The following is a 21,240-nucleotide window of genomic DNA, read 5'->3' as shown; positions in this document are numbered from 1 at the left end:
GCGCGTGGACGCTGCGGGCTGTGGCATCTACGAGGCCCTTGCGACGGCTTCACCAAGCAGTGACGCCACCGAACGCCGGTCTGCCTTGCCATTGGCGTTGACGGGAATGTGTTCCAGCCAGATGAACCTGCCCGGCACCATGTAGGCGGGAAGATGCGCGGCGCAGTGCTGACGCAGCTCGCTCTCCGGCAGTCTTTCACCTGCATAGGCAGCCAGCAGCCGGCTTGCACCGCCGGCATCCTGAAGCACCACGGCGAGCGCGCGCGTGACGCCCTTGCACGCGACGAGGGCGTGATCGATCTCCTCGAGCTCGACCCGGTAGCCCCGAAGCTTGACCTGATTGTCGGCCCGGCCACGAAAGCGGAGCACACCGGATCCAGCCTCGGCCTCGACGAGATCACCGCTGCGATAAAGGATCGATCGATAGCCCTGGATCAACGGATCCTGACGGAAGCGGCGGGCCGTCTCTTGCGGATTGTTGATGTAGCCAAGCGCAACGCCCGGACCTCCGAGCCACAGCTCGCCAGCGGTGCCCGCGGGAACCGGCTTCATGTCCTCGTCCAGAATCCGGTAGCTGAAATTGCGATTGAGCCGCCCCAGCGGAGCCAACCCGTCGGAGGTGTCAAAGGTGGATTCGACGATCTCGAAACCGCTACAGATGCAGCTTGTTTCGGTCGGGCCGTAGCAATTGATCAGCTTCGCCTTGCCGGCAAACGCGTCGTAGAACCGGCGAAGCCGCGCCAGCGGAAATCCCTCGCCGCCGAACATGAACCGGCTGACGCTCGGCAGCCAATCGGGCCTCAGCAGGTGCATGGAGTCCAGGAACATGAACAGCGTCGGCACTGCGAAGAAGAACGTGCACTGATGCTTCGTGATCTCCGACACCAGCTCCGCGGGCGGACGTCCCTTCAGCGCGTCGAGCGCAACGATCGCCGCGCCGTTGAGCAATCCGGCATAGATATCGAAGACTGAATTATCGAAGTAGATCGGATTGACGTTCGTCAGCCGGTCGCCGGGTCCGATGCCAAGATCGTGCTTGGCCCAATCGATCAGGTGCAGCACTCCTTGATGGGGGATGACCACGCCTTTCGGCTCACCGGTCGACCCCGACGTGAACATCACGTAGGCGGGATCAACCCCGGTGATCACAGCGGTTTGCGGCAGGTTCGAATCCTCAAGGCGCGACACGGCATCGCGCAGGGCCGCGCGGGCATCGGCGTCGCCGATCAATGCGCGGCTGCCAACTCCCCCGCGCACGCTGACGATCAGCGCCGGGCGGCATCGCTCCAGCATCAGCCGGGCGCGCTCCGCGGGAGCGGCCGGATCCAGGAACGCGTACGGCGCTCCGATCTTGATGCAAGCCATGGCGAGCGCATAGGCTTCGACGATCTTCGGCAGCTCGAGACAGACGACGGCGCCCCTGTCCACGCCCTGCGATGTCAGCCATCGCGCCAGCCGGTTTGCGGACTTGTTGAGCTCGGCAAAGGTGAGGCTGTCGCCTTCGCAGATAAGGGCGACGGCCTCCGGCGAGGCCGCGGCAACCGCTTCGAAATGCAGCGCCAGATTATGGGCGACCATCGCTATGCCTCGACCCGCTCATGGTTGGCAGCATCATCAGGCACGATCGACGGCGCCGGCATGATGTCGGCAAAATCGCGCTGGCTCAGCGCAATCACGGCCGCAGGCAATGTCTCCTGGCGGAATTGCCCTCGCAACGCATCGCTGAGCTCCATGCCGAGTTGCTGGAGGAACGCCGCGGCCATCGGGTCGGTCGCCAACGCCCTCCCCGCCCTGATCCAGGGTTCCGTTTGCGGCGCGAGGTCACGGCTCTTGCCGCACGCAGAAACAGCCTCGGGATCGACACGCAGCACCGCATCGTACCGATACCGGGTCAGCTCGTAGCTCGATCCGCGCTTGAGCTGGATCTCGGCTCCCGAAATCTGCGGGATGAATTCGGGGATGCCTTTAAAGTACTCGGGGTGGATCACCAGTTCGCGATCCTGGGCGATCGCCAGCATGATCTTGCGCTCCAGCGATGCCGGGGTGACACCCGACGGGGCTTTTGCGGATTGAACCTCACGGTGAAAGACCGGCAAGAGCTCGAGGTTGCGAACATCGCCGACGAAGATGTGGCCACCAGGAGCCACCAGCTTGACGGCCTGCTCCAGGACCGTGTGCAGATATTCGATGCCGGGGAAGTACTGCACGACGGAGTTGATCACCACCGCATCGAACGATTGCGGCGACAAGCCGCTGATATCAGTGGCCTCCCGCTCGTGAAATTCGACATGCCGAAGCTCGGCGTTCGACTGCGCGAACGCGCGCAATCGGTGAACAGCGACCGGTGAGAGATCGGTCCCGCAATACACCTCACACCCGGGCGCGAGCCTTTCGACGAGCAACCCAACCCCGCACCCGACCTCCAATATCCGCCTCGCACCGAAGGAGCGAATACGCTCGATCGTGCAATCCAGCCAATCGATCATCTCGGTTTCGGGAATGGGCCTGTTGGTGAAATTGCTGGTCCAGCCCACGAACGACGGCGCGACACTGTCAGGGCCATGACGGTACACTTGATCGAAAGCCCGACGCCATTGCGTCACCCTGCGATCGGTTTCGGCCTGAAGGTGTTTCGACTTGCCTGCGCTCAGGCGGTCAGGAGCAACGGCCGCGAACGCGACCTTGAACTGGCGGCCATCGGGGCTCTCCTCGGCGCAGATGACAGCATCCGTCACATCCGGATGCGCCGTCAGTGCACGCTCAATCTCGTTCATTGGGGGTGCACGCAACCGAACCTCCTCTTGCAGCCAGCCGCCAGGGCAACGAGCGCCGGAACATGTTGAGAGCGCATCGCGCCGTAGACGGGATGAGAGGACCCAAACGCGCGTGCTACGGAAATTCGCTAAAATGCCGCCAAAGCCTCGCGAGATTCTAGAGCGCAGCGGGTTAAGCAACCTTAAAGACGAGAGCTCCGGAACCGGCGCTTAACGGGCGGACGCCTGGCCCCTCGCCCCAAAATAAAACCCCCGCAGCCTGCGCCGCGGGGGTCACCGTCTTCAGGCCAGTTTCGTGGTTCAGTGCGCCAGGATCGCCAGCAGCAGGAGGGCCACGATGTTGGTGATCTTGATCATCGGATTCACCGCGGGACCCGCGGTGTCCTTGTAGGGATCGCCGACGGTGTCGCCGGTCACGGCCGACTTGTGGGCATCAGAGCCCTTGCCGCCGAAGTGACCATCCTCGATGTACTTCTTGGCGTTGTCCCAGGCGCCGCCGCCCGAGGTCATCGAGATCGCGACGAACAGGCCGGTGACGATCACACCTAACAGCATGGCGCCGACGGCCGAGAATGCCGCCGACTTGCCGGCAGGGCCGCCGCCCGCGATCGCGTAGATCACGAAGTAGACGACGATCGGCGACAGCACCGGCAGCAGCGAGGGGATGATCATTTCCTTGATCGCCGCGCGCGTCAGCAGGTCGACCGCCTTGCCGTAGTCGGGCTTGTCGGTGCCCTGCATGATGCCCGGCTTCTCGCGGAACTGGCGCCGCACCTCCTCGACGATCGCGCCGGCCGCACGTCCCACCGCGGTCATGCCCATCGCGCCGAACAGATACGGCAGCAGGCCGCCGAACAACAGGCCGACCACGACGTAAGGATTGTTCAGCGAGAAGTCCGGATTGACGCCGGCGAAATAGGCGTGGTGCGCGCTGTCTGCAACGAAGAACTTGAGGTCCTGGTTGTAGGCCGCGAACAGGACGAGAGCGCCGAGACCGGCGGAGCCGATCGCGTAACCCTTCGTCACCGCCTTGGTCGTGTTGCCGACCGCATCGAGCGCATCGGTCGACTTGCGCACCTCCTTCGGCAGGCCCGCCATCTCGGCGATGCCGCCGGCGTTGTCAGTCACCGGACCGAACGCATCGAGCGCGACGACCATGCCCGCCAGTGCCAGCATGGTGGCGGTCGCGATCGCGATGCCGAACAAGCCGGCGAGGCTATAGGTGACCAGGATGCCGGCGATGATGACGATCGCGGGCAGCGCGGTCGCTTCCATCGAGACGGCGAGGCCCTGGATCACGTTGGTGCCGTGACCGGTCACCGAGGCCTGGGCGATCGACTTCACCGGACGATAGTCCGTGCCGGTGTAGTATTCGGTGATCCAGATGATCAGCGCGGTGACGACGAGGCCAACCACGCCGCATTCGAACAGCGCCATGCCGGTGTAGTCGACGCCCTCGAGCTTGCCGAAGCCGATCAAATAATAGATCACCACTGCGATGCCGATCAGCGACAGGATGCCGGTTGCGATCAGGCCCTTGTACAGCGCGCCCATGATCGACTGGCTCGGCCCGAGCTTGACGAAGAACGTGCCGATGATCGAGGTGATGATGCAGATGCCGCCGATCGCGAGCGGCAGCGTCATCATGTTGGCGAGGATCGGCGTCTTGGCGAAGAAGATCGCAGCCAGCACCATGGTGGCGACCGCGGTCACCGCATAGGTCTCGAACAGGTCGGCCGCCATGCCGGCGCAGTCGCCGACATTGTCGCCGACATTGTCGGCGATGGTCGCCGGATTGCGCGGATCATCCTCCGGGATGCCCGCTTCGACCTTGCCGACGAGATCGCCGCCGACGTCAGCACCCTTGGTGAAGATGCCGCCGCCGAGACGGGCGAAGATCGAGATCAGCGAGGCCCCGAAGCCGAGCGCCACCATGGCGTCGACCACGGTGCGGCTGTCGGGTGCAAGTTTCAACGAATAGGTCAGGAAGCCGAAATACAGCGTCACACCCAGCAGTGCGAGACCGGCGACCAGAAGCCCGGTGATCGCGCCCGCCTTGAAGGCGAGCTCGAGGCCGCCGGCGAGCGACGTCGTCGCGGCTTGGGCGGTGCGCACATTGGCGCGGACCGAAACGTTCATGCCGATGAAGCCGGCGGCTCCCGACAGGATGGCGCCGATGGCAAAACCGATCGCGACATAAAGGCCGAGGAAATAGGCGAGCAGCACGAAGATGACGATGCCGACGATGCCGATCGTGGTGTACTGGCGCCGGAGATAGGCCTGTGCGCCTTCACGCACGGCTCCCGCGATCTCCTGCATGCGCGGCGACCCCGCATCCGCACTCAACACCGAAGACGTCGCCCAAATCGCGTAGACGACGGAAAGCACTCCGCAGAGCACTATCAACCATAATGCTGTCATTTGATTTTTGCCTCAGATCCTTGATGTACGACCCCCGGCGCCCTTTGTTGTCCGTCGTGCGGTGCGGCGCCTTGATTTTGAACAAAGCCGCCCGCAGGCGGCTTTAGTCGGCCGCAAGCTTGCCAAAATCAAATTGAGGGTGCAACGCCGTATAGGTGCGAAAAAGCCGATCTCGGCAAGTATTTAGACCTAGTCCCGAACGCCAGGCCGGCAGCTCCGATGCAGCCGGCCGCTACGTTTGGCAGGCTTGGCCTAAGCGGCCGCCCCCACGGGATGCCGGGATGAAGACGCCAATTCCAACCTCTGCCCGTCAGCACTTGTACGTCGGTTGAAGATTTTGACCTCGTAGACGCTGTCGCTCGCGCCGGCCTCCAGCGTCACCGAGATGACCTGGTCGAGCGTGAGGACACCGAGCGGCACTTCCTGATCGGGCAGGATCAGCGTCGCCTGCTCGCCGATGAACACGATCACAAGATGGCCTTTCGCCATGTTGCTCTTCGCCAGCACGCGCAACTGGCTGTGATAAGGCTGCCGCGTCCAGGCCGATGGCAGGTCGGGATCAACCACGACCTGGATGTTGTTGGTCTTGGGGTGCACTGTCAGCACCATCTTCGCCTGATCGGGCTTCCAGTGCATGGGCAGCGCCGGCGTGGTCTTCCAGAGACAATCGAACGCCGCGCACTCGCCTGGCCTGCTGTCATGGATGGCGCAGCCGACGGTGGGCTCGCAATGTGAGCACCACGTGCCGGCAGGCTTGCCGAACGCGACAACGTTGTAGACCTTGCAGCAAAGCATGCAGCTTCCGCACGCGCGCTCCTGAGCAGCCGGCGCCGCGCCCGCCCCCGAAATGACCGCCGTCATCGAAATATATCCATCAGCCGCCCATCCTCGGCGCTGATACATCCGCAGGCTTTCGCGGGGATTGCGGGAGGTCGGCCTTAAGCTGCCGATCTCCCGGAGTAGCGGGACGTGGATCCGACCTCGATCGTTTGGCCGTCCGGCATCCGAATCAAGCCCGCCCGTTGCGGTTGCCGATATTACCCTGATATCGCGAAAAACGGAGAGCCTGCGCTCGTATCCCGGCGAACCACGGGCCTGTCCGGGCCTAGAAATGGCTGTAGGACAATCGCCGCAGCTTGATCTCGCGGCCTTGTGCGTCGATCCATTGCGGCGCCCCCTGGCCGGCGATGATGGTCCCGATCATTGTAATCTGGACCCCGGCCTGCTCAGCCGCCCGCGAGAAGGCTGCGCTGCGTCCCTCCGGAACCGCGCACAGGACCTCATAGTCGTCGCCGCCCGACACCAGCTTCTCGAACCCGACCGCGGAGATCGCGATGGCGGCAGCCGGCGACGCCGGGACCTGATGCGCATTGACCACGGCACTGACGCCGGAGGCGGTACAGAGCTTGGCAAGATCGCCTGCCAGACCATCGGACACGTCCATTGCCGCGCTCGCATAGTCGCGCACGATGCTCGCCAGCGCATTGCGCGGCCGTGGAACGCGGTAGCGATCGACCAGATAGTCCCGAGCAGCCGGGTCCGTCAGCGCAGCAGCGGCCACACCGCCCGTGAGCACATCGAGGCCGAGGGCGGCATCGCCGATCGTCCCCGTCACAAAGATAAGGTCACCCGGACTTGCGCCGGTGCGTCCAACCATCCGCCCTTTCGGCACGCGACCGAAGGCGGTGATCGAGATTATCTGCGGTCCCGGCGTCGACACCGTGTCGCCGCCGAGCAGCGGACACGCAAAGCTCTTGGCGTCCTCGCCGAGAGCATCCGCGAACGGTCTCAGCCAGGCATCCTCCTTGCTGCGCAGCGCCAGCGTCAACACGAAACCAGCAGGTGAAGCGCCCTTGGCGGCAAGATCGGACAGGTTCACCCGCAGCGCCTTGCGCGCGATGGTATCAGGGGGATCGGTGGCAAGATAATGCACACCCTCGACCACGGCGTCGGTGGTGACGACGATGTCGTCGCCGGATGCGGACAGGATCGCTGCGTCATCGACCAGGGCGAGCGCACCCGGATCAGTCGCCAGCGGCTTGAAATAGCGCGCGATGAGGGAGTCTTCGGCGGAGACCTGTCTTTGGTCCTGCATCACGATAGCAGCCCCGTCATCCTGAGGTGCGAGCCCTTGCGAGCCTCGAAGGATGTGCGGCCGAGGTCGAGCCTCAGCGGCACGCCGCCACCCTTCGAGGCCTCCGCTTCGCTCCGGCACCTCAGGGTGACGGCTACGGCGGAAGTCGTTGCCTCAACTACCCCCGCCCGAACTCATCACCGCGAAACTGGCGGCCGATCTGGTCGAGCACGGCATTGACCATGCCGGTCTCCTCGCGGTCGACGAAGGCGTTGGCGACGTCGACATATTCGGACACTACGACGCGGCCCGGCACGTCCTTGCGATGCTGCAGCTCATAGGCCCCTGCCCGCAGCACCGCGCGCAGGATCGCCTCGATCCGCTTCAATGGCCAGCCCTTCGACAGCGCCTCGTCGATCAAGGGATCGAGCTTCTTCTGGTCGCGCACGACGCCGGAAACGACGTCGCGGAAGAATGCAGCTTCGGCCGGCAGATAGGTGTCACCTTCGACCTCGTTGCCGAGCCAGTGGCTCTCGAACTCGGCAAAGATGTCGTTGATGCCGGCGCCGGCGATGTCCATCTGGTACAGCGCCTGCACGGCTGCGAGCCGCGCCGCACCGCGCCGGTTGGCCTTCTTCTCCGCAGAAACTGCCGGTTTCTTGATCTCAGCCATGGCTCAGGCCCGCGCCAGGCGGCGCTTGATGCGCAGCATCGCAAGCGCCGCGCGTGCGGCATCGCCGCCCTTGTTGAGCTCGCTGGCGCGCGCCCGCGCCCAGGCCTGCTCCTCGTTGTTGACGGTGAGAATGCCGTTGCCGAGCGGCAGCTTTCGCGCAACCGCAAGGTCCATCAGCGCGCGCGAGGATTCCTGCGACACGATCTCGAAATGAATGGTGTCGCCGCGGATCACGCAGCCGAGCGCGATCACCGCGTCATAGGGATTGCCGTTCGCCGCAGCCGCGTCGACTGCGATGGCGACCGCCGCCGGGATTTCCAGCGCGCCGGGAACCGTGATGACGTCATGCGTCACGCCGGCCGCCTTCAGCTCCGCGACCGCGCCGTCCAGAAGCGCGTCCTGGAGATCGTCATAGAACCGTGCCTCGACGACAAGCGCCCGTGCGCCGGAAATGTCGGTCTGGTCCTTCAGGGGTGCGCGCCGCGCGTCAGCCATCGTTCAATCCGTTCTACTGGGGTCGGCGCGTTATGTAGTCACCGCGACCGCGTAAGCCAAGTTTTAAAGCGCAAATCCGGCTTCGCCGGTCACTTCATTTCCGTCAGCCGCGCCGCGTAGCGGGCCATCAGATCGACCTCGATATTGACTTCAGCACCCACCTTCCAGCCGCCGATCGTCGTGACTTCGAGCGTATGCGGAATGATCAGCACCGAAAAGGTCGTATCCTCAACCGTATTGACCGTCAGCGAGACGCCGTCGAGCGTGATCGAACCTTTGGTGGCGATGAAACGCGCCAGCTCCCGCGTCGTCGAGAGCTCGAATCGCGCCATGTCGGGCAGGTCTTCGCGGCTGATGATGGTCGCAATCCCGTCGGCATGGCCGGCGACGATGTGGCCGCCGAGTTCGTCACCGATCTTGAGCGCACGCTCGAGATTGAGCTTGGTGCCGAGCTTCCAATGCTTCGCCGTCGTCAGCGCCAGCGTCTCGGCGGCAGCATCGACGTCGAACCAGGTTTTGCCGTCGGCGACACCGGAAGCGACCACGGTCAGGCAGACGCCGTTGTTGGCGATCGAGGCGCCATCGGCGATGGTGGTCTGGTCGTAGCCGCAGGCAATGCGCAGGCGATGCAATTGCCCCTGCGCCACGGGCTTGAAGCTGACGATCTCGCCGATATCGGTGACAATGCCGGTGAACATATTAGGCGCGCTCGTAGATGGTGAGAGTATCGGGGCCGAATGTCTCGCTAGCATGAACCTCATAGGCCTGCGACTGCGTGATTTTCGACAGGGGCAATGCATCGAGCGCATCGACCCCGCCCGCGCCCACCTCTTCCGCTCCGCGGAACAGCCAGATCTCGTCGACGAGGTCGGCGGACACGAAAGAGGCCGCAACGCGGCTGCCGCCCTCGACCATCAGCCGCGTGATGCCTTTCTCGGCGAGCGCGCGCAGCACGGCTGGAAGGTCGAGCCCGGCTGCACCATTCGGCGGCATGCGCATGATTTGCGCACCGGCCGCGCCAAGGCGGGTCGCGGCGGCTGCTTCGGCAAGCTCGGAAGCAATCACCCAGAGCGGCATTTCGCGCGCAGAACGAACAAGCTGGCTGGAGGCGGGAATTCGCAAATTCTGGTCGAGGACGACGCGCACCGGAGAACGCGCTTCCATATCAGGCAGGCGGCAATTGAGCTGCGGATCATCCGCCAGCACCGTGCCGATGCCGACCAGGATGGCATCGCTCTGCGCGCGCAGCAGATGCACGCGATTGCGCACGGCTTCGCCCGTGATCGCGAGCGGCTTGCCGCCTTCAGCGCCAATCTTGCCGTCAGGCGAGACCGCGAGCTTCAGGATCACGTGCGGACGCTTGTCCCTGATACGGCGGAAATGGCCGGCATGGTCGAACGCCGCCTCCGCCGCGCACAGGCCGACATCCACGGTGACGCCGGCGGCGCGCAGGCGCCCATGGCCCTGCCCCGCCACTTCCGGATTGGGATCTTCGATCGCCGCCACCACGCGCTTGATGCCGGCCGCGATCACCGCATCGGCGCACGGCGGTGACTTGCCGAAATGCGAACAGGGCTCGAGCGTGACGTAGAGCGTTGCGCCGCGCGCCGCCTCGCCTGCACGCCGGAGCGCCTCACGCTCCGCATGCGGCCGTCCCCCTGGTTGCGTCCAGCCGCGACCGATAATGACGCCATCCTTGACGATAACCGCGCCCACGGCGGGATTGGGCCAAGTGCGTCCCTGCCCGCGCCGGCCGAGCGCCAGCGCCAGCTGCATGAAGCGGCGATCCGAATCCTTGGACTCGCGGATCCTCGCGGCGAACTGATCTTCCAGGATGCGGAAGATCATTTGCGGATCGCGGCGAGCCGCGCTTCCTCCTCGCCGGAGAGCTCGCCGAGCACGTCGGCGAAATCCTTGGCCTCGCGGAAATTGCGATAGACGGAGGCAAAGCGCACATAAGCGACGTCGTCGAGCGTGCGCAGATGCTCCATCACGGTCTCGCCGATCACCTCGGACGAGATCTCGGCTTCGCCCCCGGTCTCGAGCTCGCGCACGATGGTGGAGACCATCTTCTCCACCCTTTCAGGCTCGACCGGCCGCTTGCGCAAGGAGATCGACACCGAGCGCATCAGCTTGTCGCGGTCGAACGGCACGCGGCGGCCGTTGCGCTTGATCACCGTGAGTTCGCGCAGCTGCACGCGCTCGAAGGTGGTGAAGCGGAAATTGCAGGCGATGCACACGCGCCGCCTGCGGATGACGGAAGAGTCCTCGGTCGGACGCGAGTCCTTTACCTGCGTATCGAGACTGTTGCAGTTCGGGCAGCGCATCCGAGTACCTTGATCCCTAGAGCATGATCCGGAAAAATGCGAAGCGGTTTTCCGGAAAGATCATGCTCAAACAAAGAGCTAAAGCGCGATGACGATTCAACCCAATCTCATCGCGCTTTAGACTTGGCCGCTTACTGATAGATCGGGAACCGATCCGTGAGCGCCTTGACCCGTTCCTTGATCGCGGCCTCGACCAGCGGCGCCTTGCCGTCGTCGGACTGTGCGATCGCGTTGAGGACCTCCGCGATCATGCCGCCGACCTGCTGGAATTCGGCCACGCCGAAGCCGCGGGTCGTCGCTGCGGGCGTGCCGAGACGCAGGCCGGAGGTCACGAACGGCTTTTCGGGGTCGAACGGAATGCCGTTCTTGTTGCAGGTGATGGCGGCGCGAACCAGCGCCTTCTCCGAGACGTTGCCCTTCAGGCCCTTCGGCCGGAGGTCAACCAGCATCAGATGGTTATCGGTGCCGCCGGAGACAATGTCGAAGCCGTGGCTCTTCATCGCCGCGGCCAGCGCCTTGGCGTTCTCGACGACGTTCTTCGCATAGACCTTGAAGTCGGGACGCAGCGCTTCGCCGAAGGCGACCGCCTTCGCCGCGATCACATGCATCAAGGGGCCGCCCTGCAGGCCCGGGAAGATCGCCGAGTTGAGCTTCTTGGCGAGCACTTCGTCGTTCGAGAGGATCAGGCCGCCGCGCGGACCGCGCAGCGATTTGTGCGTAGTCGTCGTGGTGACGTGCGCATACGGCACCGGCGAAGCATGCACGCCGCCGGCAACGAGACCGGCGAAGTGCGCCATGTCCACGAGCAGGTAAGCGCCGACGCTGTCGGCGATCTCGCGGAAGCGCTTGAAGTCCCAGGCGCGCGAATAGGCCGAGCCGCCGGCGACGATCAGCTTCGGCTTGACCTCTTCGGCCTGCCTCGCGACCGCGTCCATGTCGATGATCTGGTCCTCGCGGCGCACGGTGTAGTGCGACGCCTTGAACCACTTGCCGCTCATGTTGACGGGCGAGCCGTGGGTGAGATGGCCACCGGCCGCAAGGTCGAGACCCATGAAGGTGTCGCCGGGCTGGAGCAGCGCCAGGAACACGGCCTGGTTCATCTGGCTGCCCGAGTTCGGCTGCACATTGGCGAAGTTGGCGCCGAACAGCTTCTTGGCGCGATCGATCGCGAGGTTCTCGGCGACGTCGACCCACTCACAACCGCCATAGTAACGTGCGCCCGGATAACCCTCTGCATACTTGTTGGTCATCACCGAACCCTGCGCTTCCAGCACGGCCCGGCTGACGATATTCTCGGAGGCGATCAGCTCGACTTCATGCCGCTGCCGGCCGAGCTCGCCCTTGATGGCGGCGGCGATTTCCGGGTCGGCCTGCTCGAGCGAGGCGGTGAAAAACGAAGCGGGCGCAGAGGTTTTGGCGGAGGCAGAGGTCATCGGCGAATATCTCCACCGCCGCAGCCTGTTGGTAAGGGCTACGGTCGGTCCTGTGTGGCGGTTGGAAGCACGCGCGATCTACCACATCGCCCGCCCCCGGCCAAGCATTTGCGGGTCGGGCGTCGGAATTATGCAAGATATGGTGGAGATGGCTGACCTGGAGGCCCGCAAGCTTACGGGACTGCCTCTGCGTAGAGATGGGGACTGACCGGTGTAGGCGGCCAAATCCCCAACCGAAGCCGGCAAGTCGCCCCCGCGGGGGTCAAGCTGACCGGACTTGCCGCCATTCAGGCCGTCCCGTCTACAGCCCGGTATACCCCGCCTTCACCGGGTCCACGCTGCCATCGAGCTGGCGCAGGTAGGTCAGGCCGCAGACGGTCAATCTGTGGGTGTCCTTCTCGCCGGCTTCCATCAGGGTGTTGAGGTAGTTTGTCACCTTTTCCCGCGCCTCTGCGCTCGCCGCCGCCGTCCGGTTGGCGAGCAGGTCATAGGTCTGCATGATGCGGTCGATGGCAGCTTCCATGGCACCCTCTGGTTCATCGATGTTTTTGGAGTCTTGATCAGGCAACGGCGCGAGCCTCGGACTGCGCCTCGAATCGCGTAATCGCCTTGTTGGCGAGCCTGATCTTGTTGAATTCGCCGTGCTGGAGCAGCTTGACGATGATCTCGAGCAGGCGGTCGTTGGTCGCCAGCGTGTCGGGGATTGCACCGGAGCGGCGAAGGTAATTCGCGGCGATGGCGTAGGCATCGCTCACGAGTTCGACGTTCATTACCTGGAACCCGCGCTCGACCAGCATCGCATCCTCCGATCCGGAGAGACAACTGCGACGCCAGAATCCGGTTCCGCCCCTGCTGGCTTTTTTTTGCAACTGCGAAGAGACGTCAAAACGCGCCGGTCCGGGCAAGCCGGGCCGACGGGCTTGGGGAAGTCAGGCACGTTGGGAGGCTTGCCGGTCTTGTTGCGGGCCGGCTTGGCCTTGATCCCTTCTGGAAACTCAGAGACGATACAGGATCTGGTCGGTCCAGAACCGCTCGAGGCGGTGCAGCGACTTGTTGAGGGTCGAGAACTCCTCGCCCGAGATGCCGCCGACCTGTTCAACGGTCTTGACGTGCTTCTGGTAGAGGCTGTCGACGATGCGGCGGACTTCCTGCCCCTGCGGCGTCAGGCGGATGCGCACCGAGCGGCGATCAACGCGCGAGCGCTGATGATCGAGGAAGCCGAGCTCGACGAGCTTCTTCAGGTTGTAGGAGACGTTGGAGCCGAGATAGTACCCGCGCGTGCGCAGCTCGCCTGCGGTCAGCTCCTTGTCGCCGATGTTGTAGAGCAGGAGCGCCTGCACGGAATTGATGTCGGCGCGGCCACGACGATCGAACTCGTCCTTGATCACGTCGAGGAGCCGGCGATGCAGCCGCTCCACCAGAGTCAAAGCTTCCAGATAGAGCGACTGCACCGAACCCTGCGGGCCGGAAACGCGCTCTGCGGTATCTGCCGCAGTTGCGACGGCTTTCATCATGACACTTCCCCTGTTGTCGTTTTTGTCGACACTTATTCGACGCAACTTGTGTTCCGTCTGATAGGTCCAACTTAAGAGGGGCGTTTGAAGATCGGCTTAAATAAGAGAATAAAGAGATCATGAATTTAAGACAGTGAATTGCGGATTAAGCCTGTGCCACAAGCACTTTTCGCAACCGTCTGTTGACCGTGGCAAGGTCCTGTTCACCCTCCGTCCGGGCCCGTTGTCGCATTCCAGAACAGCCACGCCCCAATTCGAAACGCTCGCGTAAGAGCTGTGGCGGATTCGGCGGAGTTAGCGAAAAGTTGCAGCGAATTTTACGCAACCAACGGTCAACCAAGTGCACCACTCCTGTCCCGGCCAAGGGGGAGCGCAGAGCCGGACCCAACAGAAGCCACAAGCGAGATCGCTGATACATGGGCCCGGCTCTACAATGCATCACACCGCTCTGGACGATGCTTTGCATCGCCAGGCCGCGCTGCATTGCGTCCGAGACACCAGCGTGCGCGCTAAGCTGGCGCCCGCTACGGCGGCCGTTCGCGCGCGGCCATCCAGGCGAGCGCGAGATAGGCGGCGAGCATGAAGGCCTCGACGCCGACGACGATCAGGCTGCCGCCATAGATCCCCGGAAACATCAGCTCGATCACCGCCATCGAGACCACGGTGGTCAGCCACACCACCGCGCCCCAGGGCGTGGCGAGCCACAGGCCGACGGCGGCGACGAGCTCGATCACGGCGAAGTAGATGGTTGAGGCCTGCCAGGCCATCGACTGGTTCTCGAATGCCTCGTCCTCGCCACCGACAAAGCCGGTCACCTGCGCCCAGTGATAGAGGCCCTTGAGGATCGACAGCAGCGCCATCACCCGCAGGAACAGCACCAGCCGGCGCGTCCAGACATTGTCATCGGACTCAGCTCGCTCCGACGAGATCGCAGCCACCGACATCGCGCTGTCCCGGGCGTTGTCTCTGACGGCATCCCTGGCATTGGTACTATCGCGGGTGGATATGTCGGACATGGCCCCCCTTCTGGCTGTTTCGCCCCGCAAAATCAATCGGCTGCCATCACCTTGCGGGAGGTCAAGCCGCGGTGACGGGAACCATGCGAACTGGTATAAGAATAATTCCAGCCGGAGGAAGAGTGTAATGGCGATCAAATACGGACGTCCGATCGAACTGCGCGAGGTTTCGCGCCGGGATGGCACGACCGCCTCCCCTGCCCTCGATCTGACCGTCCGCCCGCGCCGCAACCGCAAGGCCGAATGGGCCCGGCGCATGGTGCGCGAGAATGTGCTCACCACAGACGATCTGATCTGGCCGCTATTCCTGATCGACGGCAACAACAAGCGCGAGCCCATCGCCTCGATGCCCGGAGTCGATCGCCTCAGCGTCGATCAGGCTGTGCGCGAAGCCGAACGCGCGATGAAGCTCACCATTCCCTGTATCGCGCTGTTTCCCTACACCGACCCCTCCCTGCGCGATGAGCAAGGCTCGGAAGCGACCAATCCGAACAATCTGGTCTGCCAGGCGGTGCGCGCAATCAAGAAGGAATTCCCTGAGATCGGCGTCCTTTGCGACGTCGCGCTCGATCCCTTCACCAGCCACGGCCATGACGGCCTGATCTCCGACGGCAAGATTTTGAACGACGAGACGGTCGCGGTGCTGGTGCGCCAGGCACTGGTGCAGGCCGAAGCCGGCTGCGACATCATCGCGCCCTCCGACATGATGGATGGCCGCGTCGCCGCGATCCGGGAGGGGCTCGATCGCTCAGGCCTGCTCGACGTGCAGATCATGGCCTATGCGGCCAAGTACGCCTCCGCCTTCTATGGCCCGTTCCGGGATGCCATCGGCTCGGCAAAGACGCTCACCGGCGACAAGCGCACCTATCAGATGGACAGCGCCAACACCGACGAAGCGCTGCGCGAGGTCGAGCTCGACATCTCCGAAGGCGCCGACATGGTGATGGTGAAGCCCGGCATGCCCTATCTCGACGTGATCCGCCGCGTGAAAGACACGTTCGCGATGCCGACCTTCGCCTATCAGGTCTCCGGCGAATACGCGATGATATCAGCCGCCGCGAACAACGGTTGGCTCGACGGCGACCGCGCCATGATGGAGAGCCTGCTCGCCTTCAAGCGCGCCGGCGCAGACGGCGTGCTCAGCTATTTTGCGCCGAAGGCGGCAGAGAAGCTGCGCTCCCAAGCATAGTGCCGTTAGGGTGGACTAAGCGTAGCGTGCCCACCAGTTCCCGTCATTCCGGGGCGATGCCTTCGCATCGAACCCGGAATCTCGAGATTCCGGGTTCGGTCCTGCGGACCGCCCCGGAATGACGGTCGAGAGAGAACTTTGCTACACCACTCCATCAGCCGCTTACGCCGCAGGCCAGGGTCCACACAGCGGACGCAGCGCGTCGCGCTGCTCGCGGGACAGTACGGTGATGGGATAGATCGGCTCGCGCGCCTCCCGTTTGAAGAACGGATGCGGCCATGTCTTCCCACCCACCTTCCACGCAAGCACCTTGCCGATAGCGCGCAGGATGAGAGAGAGAGATTAATTCCAGTTGAGCCCACCGGCGGCTCGCCCACCGCATACTTACCGAGAATGGCGCCGACCGGCGGGCCGGCGGCATCGTCAACGGCCGACGTGCCTCCCTCGAACGCCTGCGCGATGATGCCGACAAAGGGAATGGTCGGCGAGACCGTGTTGCCGACCGGTGTGTTGCAGCAGCTTGCATACCACCGGTAGAGGCCCTTCGGGCTCAGTCGCACCCCCGCGATCCGGTCCTGTCCCTGCACAAAGGAGAGCGTCGACGGCGCGACCTGGACAATGTCGCTGCCGCCTTTCCTATTCAACAGATCGGCGCGGCCGAGCTGGTGGGCGAAGGCCTGGCAGTCGTCGCAGTAGCAGATCACACGATTGACCGTCCTGGGCGACACATCCGTTACCACGGCGCGGACGTCGCCGCAGCGGCAACGCAGTTCGATCTGACCACCCATGAAAATGATCCTGACCGGGGGCGGAATTGGGCCCTCGTCCCTGCAGCATGATGCAAATCATGAACCGCGCAAGCCATCGCCGGCCGTCGAATCGCCCGAATATTTTGCAGGGTTGACCGGCCGACAGCCTTGGCGTGTGGCCGGATGGTGCCCATGTGCTGCGGGTGAGAGATCCGAAACCGGAAGGGAAGCTCATGTCTTACTCGGGTTCGCCAGATGACAGCGGCGTCTGGCGCAATGACGGCGGGGCGCAGCCGCACGCCTACGATCCCTATCTGCATCCGGAACTGTTCCGCGGCGTTGCGACTCGGCGAGTGTTCGCGTTCCTGATCGATATGATCGTGATCTCCGTTCCCGTCATCCTCGGCTACATCTTCATCGCCTTGTTCGGCGTGGTGACGCTGGGCATCGGCTGGGCGCTGTTCTGGCTGGCCTGGCCGGCCTCCGTGATCTGGGCCATCGTCTATTACGGCGCCAGCATCGGTGGCCCCTCGTCGGCGACGGTCGGGATGCGGATCATGGACCTGGAGCTGCGCACTTGGTACGGCGCGCCGGGCTACTTTGTCCTCGGCGCCACCCACGCCGTGCTGTTCTGGGTCTCGGTCTCGTTCCTGTCGCCCTTCGTGGTGCTTGTCGGCCTCTTCAACAGCCGCCGGCGCCTGCTGCACGATTTCGTGCTGGGGACGGTCGTGATCAACAATTCCGTTCGCGCGCCCGTATCCCAGAGCGCACGGACCTGGTGAGTCATGATGGTCAAGGACCTGCTAACCTGGATCCGCTAGACTGATTGATCTGACCAGCCGAGCAGACAGATTGACCGGGAGCTTTCGTAGCGCGATGCTGATACCCAGTTCGGAGGCCCACGACGTCCCTTGACCCAGCATTCGCGCGACACCCCGCAATTCTACCTCACGGCGCCGTCCCCCTGCCCGTATCTGCCGGGCCGGCATGAGCGCAAGGTGTTCACGCACCTCGTGGGGGAACGCGCCGGCGACCTCAACGATCTCCTGACCCATGGCGGGTTCCGCCGCAGCCAGTCGATCGCGTACCGGCCGGCCTGCGACCAGTGCCGGGCCTGCGTCTCGGTCCGGGTCGTCGCCAACGAGTTCCGCCCCTCCCGCAATTTCCGCAAAGTGATGGCGCGCAACGCCGACATCATCGGCGAGCAGCGCAGCGCGGTGCCGACCTCAGAGCAATATTCGGTGTTCCGCGCCTATCTCGATGCCCGCCATCGCCATGGCGGCATGGCCGACATGACCGTGCTCGACTACGCCATGATGGTCGAGGACAGCCATGTCGAGACCCGCATCATCGAGTACCGCAAGCGCGGCCCCGACAGCGGCCTCACCGGCCGCGGCGAGGAGCTGATCGCGGTCGCACTTACCGACGTGCTCAGCGACGGTCTGTCGATGGTCTATTCGTTCTTCGAGCCGAGCCAGGTGTCCCGCTCGATGGGCACCTTCATGATCCTCGACCACATCGCCCGCGCGCGCCGGCAAGGCCTGCCTTACGTCTATCTCGGCTATTGGATCGAGGGCTCCAAGAAGATGGACTACAAGGCCCGCTTCCTGCCGCAGCAGCGCCTCGCCCCCTCAGGCTGGCTGCGCATCGATGCGCAGGGCGATACGGCCTCCGAGCCGCAGGATTAGCTTGCTGTCATGCTCCGCCTGGTGCGCAATTGCGCACGGGGGTCAACCAAACAGCGTATCCGCCAGCAGCTTCACGTTCAAAACCACGATCACGCCTGCGACGATCCACGCGGTCACAGCGACTGACGCCGGTATCGCGAACTGCCCCATCTTGCGGCGGTCGGAGACGAAGCGAACCAGCGGGATGACCGCGAAGGGAAGCTGCATCGACAGCACGACCTGGCTGAACACGAGTAGATCCGCCGTGCCGCGCTCGCCATAAACAGCGGTGACGGCGATCACCGGAATGATGGCGATGCCGCGCGTGACGAGGCGCCGCGCCCAGCTCGGCAGACGCAAATCGAGAAAGCCCTCCATCACGATCTGGCCGGCCAGCGTCGCGGTGACCGTTGAATTCAGGCCAGAGGCCAGCAGCGCCACCGCGAACAATGTCGAGGCGATGCCGAGGCCGAGCAGCGGCGACAGCAGCTCGAAGGCCTGGCCGATCTCGGCGACGTCGGAATGGCCGCTGGTATGGAACGTCGCGGCCGCGACGACGAGGATCGCAGCGTTGATGAACAGCGCCAGCATCAGCGCGATGGTGGAATCCGTCGTCGCCCATTTGATGGCGTCGCGGCGTCCCTCGTCGTTTCGCGCATAGGCGCGCGTCTGCACGATCGAGGAATGCAGATAGAGATTATGCGGCATCACGGTCGCGCCGATGATGCCGATCGCGATGTAGAGCATCTCGGGATTGGTGAAGATCTCCCGCTTCGGCGCAAAGCCGCGCAGCACCTCGGCAACCGGCGGCGCCGCAGCGACGATCTGAACCGCGAAGCAGACCGCGATCACCGCAAGCAGCGCCATCACGAAGGCTTCGAGGAAGCGGAAGCCACGGTTCATCAGGACCAGCAGCAGGAACGCGTCGAGGGCTGCGATCAGCGCGCCGCCGACCAGGGGAATGCCGAACAGAAGTTTCAGCGCGATCGCGGTGCCGATCACCTCGGCAAGATCGCAGGCGATGATCGCCGCTTCACAGGCGAGCCAGAGCAAGAAGTTCACCGCCGGCGAATAGGTGGCGCGGCAGGCCTGCGCCAGATCACGGTCGGTGACGATACCGAGCCGTGCCGCCAGCGACTGCAGCAGGATCGCCATCAGGTTCGAGAGCAGGATGACCGAGAGCAGCGTGTAGCCGAACCTTGACCCACCGGCGAGGTCGGTCGCCCAATTGCCGGGGTCCATGTAGCCGACCGAGACCATGTAGCCCGGGCCGACAAAGGCGAGCAATCGCCGCCACCATGCCCCGGCCGCGGGGATGGCGACGGTGGCATTCACCTCAGCGAGGCTCTTGGTGGCCGGCGCGTCGGTGCGCCAGCCGGCGGCATCTTGGGTCAGGTCCTGGGTCAGATCGGGCGATCGGGCATCCATGCGGTCAGAATACCGGAGTCGATTCTTATTGCAACTCATTTGCAACTGCATCTAGGCCCATTGGTTCCCACTGCCCGCCCGGGCTTTGCCCGCTCCTGTCGGGAAGCGGGTGGGATTGACCGTTCCCGGAAGCGAATACTGGCAGCATCACGAGTTTGCAGGAAATGCGCCATGTCAAATGCCCCTCGGCTTCCCGACACCTTCAACCGCCTCGCTTGGTCCAACCTCACGGCGCAATCGGCCGAGCAGATCGCGCTGGCCGCCGCCCCCATCGTCGCCGTGCTGACGCTGGGCGTTGCCGAGGGCCAGACCGGCGTGCTCCAGACCGCGCTCACTTTGCCCTTCGTGCTGTTCGCGATTCCCGCCGGCCTGCTGGCCGACCGCATCTCCCGCCGCGCGCTGATGGCAGGTGCCGAGGCGCTGCGGGCGGTGGCGCTGGCGGCGATCGTGCTGCTGCTCTGGCTCGGCGCGCTCAACCTGCCGCTGCTGGCGCTGCTCGGCTTTGCCGCCGTCTGTGGCACCGTCGTCTACAGCGTCGCCGCGCCGGCGCTGGTGCCCTCGCTGGTGAGCGCCGAGTTGCTGTCGGCCGCGAATGCCCGCATCGAGCTTGCGCGCACCATCGCCTTTGCCAGCGGGCCCGCGCTCGGCGGCGCGCTGGTCGGCTGGTGGGGCGCGAGCCCGGCCTTCGGCTTCGCCGCGGCGCTGTCAGCGATCGCCGTGATGCTGCTCTCCGGCCTCTACGAGCCCGCGCGTGCACCGGTGCCACGACGCCATCCGTTCCAGGACATTCGCGAGGGCGCCGGTTTTGTCTTCCACCATCCGCTGCTGCGGCCGGTGTTCATCACCCAATTCATCTTCAACACCGGCTGGTTTCTGCAGATCGCGGTGTTCGTGCCCTATGCGGTGCGCCATCTTGGCCTGACCGCGGCCGGCGTCGGCACGGTGCTGACGATGTACGGCGTCGGCATGGTGATCGGGGCGCTGTTCGCCACGCGCGTGATGAAGCGCATCGCCTTCGGCACCGTGGTCGGCCTCGGCCCGATCACCGGTTTTATTGCCGCTGTGGTGATGGCGCTGACGGTGCCGGTGCCCTCGCCCTGGCTTGCGGCCTTGAGCTTCTTCCTGCTCGGCGTCGGACCGATCCTCTGGGTGATCTCGACCACGACCTTGCGCCAGTCGGTGACGCCGCCGCGCCTGCTCGGGCGCGTCTCCGCCATCAACATCATGAGCTACGGCGCCCGCCCGCTCGGATCAGTGCTCGGCGCGATCGTCGGCGGCCTCTGGAGCGCGGAAGCGTGCCTCTTTGTTGCGGCAGCCGTGTTCGGCGTGCAGGCGCTGGTGATCTGGCTTTCGCCGGCGGTGACGCTCGACCGGCAGCCGGCGATGGTGGGCGACGAAGCAGCAGTGCGCTGTTAGGCGCAACGTCATTGCGAGCGAAGCAATCCAGTATCTCTCGGCGGGGCAGTCTGGATTGCTTCGT

At 64.4% G+C, this 21,240-nt stretch carries 21 protein-coding genes; 4 read left to right on the top strand and 17 right to left on the bottom strand.

The window, feature by feature from the left end; genetic code table 11:
• Positions 1-27 precede the first annotated feature (27 nt).
• The 15 genes from ACNJX9_RS19480 to ACNJX9_RS19410 all read right to left on the bottom strand — a co-directional run bounded on the left by ACNJX9_RS19480 (position 28) and on the right by ACNJX9_RS19410 (position 14,727).
• Complete coding sequence (locus ACNJX9_RS19480) at positions 28-1,578, bottom strand: amino acid adenylation domain-containing protein (RefSeq protein WP_439409923.1); 1,551 nt, start codon at positions 1,576-1,578, stop codon at positions 28-30.
• Positions 1,579-1,580: 2 nt separating this feature from the next.
• Complete coding sequence (locus tag ACNJX9_RS19475) at positions 1,581-2,954, bottom strand: methyltransferase (protein WP_439409922.1); 1,374 nt, start codon at positions 2,952-2,954, stop codon at positions 1,581-1,583.
• 120 nt (positions 2,955-3,074) lie between these two features.
• Positions 3,075-5,195, bottom strand: a complete 2,121-nt coding sequence (locus ACNJX9_RS19470) for a sodium-translocating pyrophosphatase (protein ID WP_057756380.1) — start codon at positions 5,193-5,195, stop codon at positions 3,075-3,077.
• 252 nt (positions 5,196-5,447) lie between these two features.
• Complete coding sequence (locus tag ACNJX9_RS19465; protein ID WP_439409921.1) at positions 5,448-6,056, bottom strand: hypothetical protein; 609 nt, start codon at positions 6,054-6,056, stop codon at positions 5,448-5,450.
• 244 nt (positions 6,057-6,300) lie between these two features.
• Entirely contained in the window at positions 6,301-7,290 is a 990-nt protein-coding gene (gene thiL / locus ACNJX9_RS19460) for a thiamine-phosphate kinase (protein WP_439409920.1), read from the bottom strand.
• A gap of 157 nt (positions 7,291-7,447) precedes the next feature.
• Positions 7,448-7,942, bottom strand: coding sequence for a transcription antitermination factor NusB (nusB, locus tag ACNJX9_RS19455; RefSeq protein WP_057756390.1), 495 nt, complete (start codon positions 7,940-7,942; stop codon positions 7,448-7,450).
• A gap of 3 nt (positions 7,943-7,945) precedes the next feature.
• Positions 7,946-8,437, bottom strand: a complete 492-nt coding sequence (ribH, locus tag ACNJX9_RS19450; protein WP_057756392.1) for a 6,7-dimethyl-8-ribityllumazine synthase — start codon at positions 8,435-8,437, stop codon at positions 7,946-7,948.
• An 89-nt stretch (positions 8,438-8,526) separates the two neighbouring features.
• Complete coding sequence (locus tag ACNJX9_RS19445) at positions 8,527-9,135, bottom strand: riboflavin synthase (RefSeq protein WP_439409919.1); 609 nt, start codon at positions 9,133-9,135, stop codon at positions 8,527-8,529.
• 1 nt (position 9,136) lies between these two features.
• Positions 9,137-10,285 (bottom strand): bifunctional diaminohydroxyphosphoribosylaminopyrimidine deaminase/5-amino-6-(5-phosphoribosylamino)uracil reductase RibD, encoded by a 1,149-nt coding sequence (gene ribD / locus ACNJX9_RS19440; RefSeq protein ID WP_439409918.1) that lies wholly within the window; start codon positions 10,283-10,285, stop codon positions 9,137-9,139.
• On the bottom strand, positions 10,282-10,764 hold the full coding sequence (gene nrdR / locus ACNJX9_RS19435) for a transcriptional regulator NrdR (RefSeq protein WP_057756398.1): 483 nt from the start codon (positions 10,762-10,764) through the stop codon (positions 10,282-10,284). Before nrdR ends, ribD begins: the two co-directional genes overlap by 4 nt.
• 131 nt (positions 10,765-10,895) lie before the next feature.
• Entirely contained in the window at positions 10,896-12,197 is a 1,302-nt protein-coding gene (gene glyA, locus ACNJX9_RS19430) for a serine hydroxymethyltransferase (RefSeq protein ID WP_439409917.1), read from the bottom strand.
• Positions 12,198-12,498: 301 nt separating this feature from the next.
• On the bottom strand, positions 12,499-12,720 hold the full coding sequence (locus tag ACNJX9_RS19425; RefSeq protein ID WP_057756403.1) for a hypothetical protein: 222 nt from the start codon (positions 12,718-12,720) through the stop codon (positions 12,499-12,501).
• A 37-nt stretch (positions 12,721-12,757) separates the two neighbouring features.
• On the bottom strand, positions 12,758-12,994 hold the full coding sequence (locus ACNJX9_RS19420; RefSeq protein ID WP_439409916.1) for a hypothetical protein: 237 nt from the start codon (positions 12,992-12,994) through the stop codon (positions 12,758-12,760).
• Between the two features lie 198 nt (positions 12,995-13,192).
• Positions 13,193-13,711, bottom strand: coding sequence for a transcriptional regulator LdtR (gene ldtR, locus ACNJX9_RS19415; RefSeq protein ID WP_027529973.1), 519 nt, complete (start codon positions 13,709-13,711; stop codon positions 13,193-13,195).
• A 524-nt stretch (positions 13,712-14,235) separates the two neighbouring features.
• Positions 14,236-14,727 carry a DUF6163 family protein gene (locus ACNJX9_RS19410; RefSeq protein WP_057756408.1) on the bottom strand — a complete coding sequence of 164 codons (492 nt, stop codon included), beginning with the start codon at positions 14,725-14,727 and terminating at the stop codon, positions 14,236-14,238.
• Positions 14,728-14,854: 127 nt separating this feature from the next.
• Between ACNJX9_RS19410 and hemB the strand changes: the two genes are divergently transcribed.
• Positions 14,855-15,916: a porphobilinogen synthase gene (gene hemB / locus ACNJX9_RS19405; RefSeq protein WP_057756411.1), complete on the top strand. Its 1,062-nt coding sequence runs from the start codon at positions 14,855-14,857 to the stop codon at positions 15,914-15,916.
• A 5-nt stretch (positions 15,917-15,921) separates the two neighbouring features.
• Here the strand turns inward: hemB and ACNJX9_RS19400 are convergent, their stop codons facing one another.
• Complete coding sequence (locus ACNJX9_RS19400; protein WP_439409915.1) at positions 15,922-16,704, bottom strand: DUF6151 family protein; 783 nt, start codon at positions 16,702-16,704, stop codon at positions 15,922-15,924.
• Between the two features lie 194 nt (positions 16,705-16,898).
• On the opposite strand from ACNJX9_RS19400, the gene ACNJX9_RS19395 reads away from it, so the two are divergent.
• Both ACNJX9_RS19395 and ACNJX9_RS19390 read left to right on the top strand, forming a co-directional pair.
• Positions 16,899-17,447: an RDD family protein gene (locus ACNJX9_RS19395; RefSeq protein WP_439409914.1), complete on the top strand. Its 549-nt coding sequence runs from the start codon at positions 16,899-16,901 to the stop codon at positions 17,445-17,447.
• 129 nt (positions 17,448-17,576) lie between these two features.
• Positions 17,577-18,353: an arginyltransferase gene (locus tag ACNJX9_RS19390; RefSeq protein WP_057756417.1), complete on the top strand. Its 777-nt coding sequence runs from the start codon at positions 17,577-17,579 to the stop codon at positions 18,351-18,353.
• 42 nt (positions 18,354-18,395) lie between these two features.
• Here ACNJX9_RS19390 and ACNJX9_RS19385 read toward each other — a convergent pair whose 3' ends face one another.
• Positions 18,396-19,760, bottom strand: a complete 1,365-nt coding sequence (locus tag ACNJX9_RS19385) for an Nramp family divalent metal transporter (RefSeq protein WP_439409913.1) — start codon at positions 19,758-19,760, stop codon at positions 18,396-18,398.
• Between the two features lie 171 nt (positions 19,761-19,931).
• Here ACNJX9_RS19385 and ACNJX9_RS19380 point away from each other — a divergent pair, with 171 nt between their 5' ends.
• Complete coding sequence (locus ACNJX9_RS19380; RefSeq protein ID WP_057756423.1) at positions 19,932-21,176, top strand: MFS transporter; 1,245 nt, start codon at positions 19,932-19,934, stop codon at positions 21,174-21,176.
• Positions 21,177-21,240 lie beyond the last annotated feature (64 nt).

Origin of the sequence: Bradyrhizobium sp. BLXBL-03 (genome assembly GCF_051853015.1) — a bacterium.
Classification (GTDB): Bacteria; Pseudomonadota; Alphaproteobacteria; order Rhizobiales; family Xanthobacteraceae; genus Bradyrhizobium; species Bradyrhizobium manausense.
Note: the sequence above shows the minus strand (reverse complement) of the source record. Positions and strands in the feature narration are given on the sequence as shown.

What these genes read in the sequence shown, in the direction of transcription:
- ACNJX9_RS19395 (WP_439409914.1), top strand. Translation starts at nt 16,899, where the DNA reads ATGTCTTACTCGGGTTCGCCAGATGACAGCGGCGTCTGGCGCAATGAC.
- ACNJX9_RS19385 (WP_439409913.1), bottom strand. Translation starts at nt 19,760, where the DNA reads ATGGATGCCCGATCGCCCGATCTGACCCAGGACCTGACCCAAGATGCC.
- ACNJX9_RS19470 (WP_057756380.1), bottom strand. Translation starts at nt 5,195, where the DNA reads ATGACAGCATTATGGTTGATAGTGCTCTGCGGAGTGCTTTCCGTCGTC.
- ACNJX9_RS19380 (WP_057756423.1), top strand. Translation starts at nt 19,932, where the DNA reads ATGTCAAATGCCCCTCGGCTTCCCGACACCTTCAACCGCCTCGCTTGG.
- ribH (WP_057756392.1), bottom strand. Translation starts at nt 8,437, where the DNA reads ATGGCTGACGCGCGGCGCGCACCCCTGAAGGACCAGACCGACATTTCC.
- ldtR (WP_027529973.1), bottom strand. Translation starts at nt 13,711, where the DNA reads ATGATGAAAGCCGTCGCAACTGCGGCAGATACCGCAGAGCGCGTTTCC.
- ACNJX9_RS19420 (WP_439409916.1), bottom strand. Translation starts at nt 12,994, where the DNA reads ATGCTGGTCGAGCGCGGGTTCCAGGTAATGAACGTCGAACTCGTGAGC.
- ACNJX9_RS19480 (WP_439409923.1), bottom strand. Translation starts at nt 1,578, where the DNA reads ATGGTCGCCCATAATCTGGCGCTGCATTTCGAAGCGGTTGCCGCGGCC.
- glyA (WP_439409917.1), bottom strand. Translation starts at nt 12,197, where the DNA reads ATGACCTCTGCCTCCGCCAAAACCTCTGCGCCCGCTTCGTTTTTCACC.
- hemB (WP_057756411.1), top strand. Translation starts at nt 14,855, where the DNA reads ATGGCGATCAAATACGGACGTCCGATCGAACTGCGCGAGGTTTCGCGC.
- ACNJX9_RS19425 (WP_057756403.1), bottom strand. Translation starts at nt 12,720, where the DNA reads ATGGAAGCTGCCATCGACCGCATCATGCAGACCTATGACCTGCTCGCC.
- ACNJX9_RS19465 (WP_439409921.1), bottom strand. Translation starts at nt 6,056, where the DNA reads ATGACGGCGGTCATTTCGGGGGCGGGCGCGGCGCCGGCTGCTCAGGAG.
- nusB (WP_057756390.1), bottom strand. Translation starts at nt 7,942, where the DNA reads ATGGCTGAGATCAAGAAACCGGCAGTTTCTGCGGAGAAGAAGGCCAAC.
- ribD (WP_439409918.1), bottom strand. Translation starts at nt 10,285, where the DNA reads ATGATCTTCCGCATCCTGGAAGATCAGTTCGCCGCGAGGATCCGCGAG.
- ACNJX9_RS19410 (WP_057756408.1), bottom strand. Translation starts at nt 14,727, where the DNA reads ATGTCCGACATATCCACCCGCGATAGTACCAATGCCAGGGATGCCGTC.
- thiL (WP_439409920.1), bottom strand. Translation starts at nt 7,290, where the DNA reads ATGCAGGACCAAAGACAGGTCTCCGCCGAAGACTCCCTCATCGCGCGC.
- ACNJX9_RS19445 (WP_439409919.1), bottom strand. Translation starts at nt 9,135, where the DNA reads ATGTTCACCGGCATTGTCACCGATATCGGCGAGATCGTCAGCTTCAAG.
- ACNJX9_RS19400 (WP_439409915.1), bottom strand. Translation starts at nt 16,704, where the DNA reads ATGGGTGGTCAGATCGAACTGCGTTGCCGCTGCGGCGACGTCCGCGCC.
- nrdR (WP_057756398.1), bottom strand. Translation starts at nt 10,764, where the DNA reads ATGCGCTGCCCGAACTGCAACAGTCTCGATACGCAGGTAAAGGACTCG.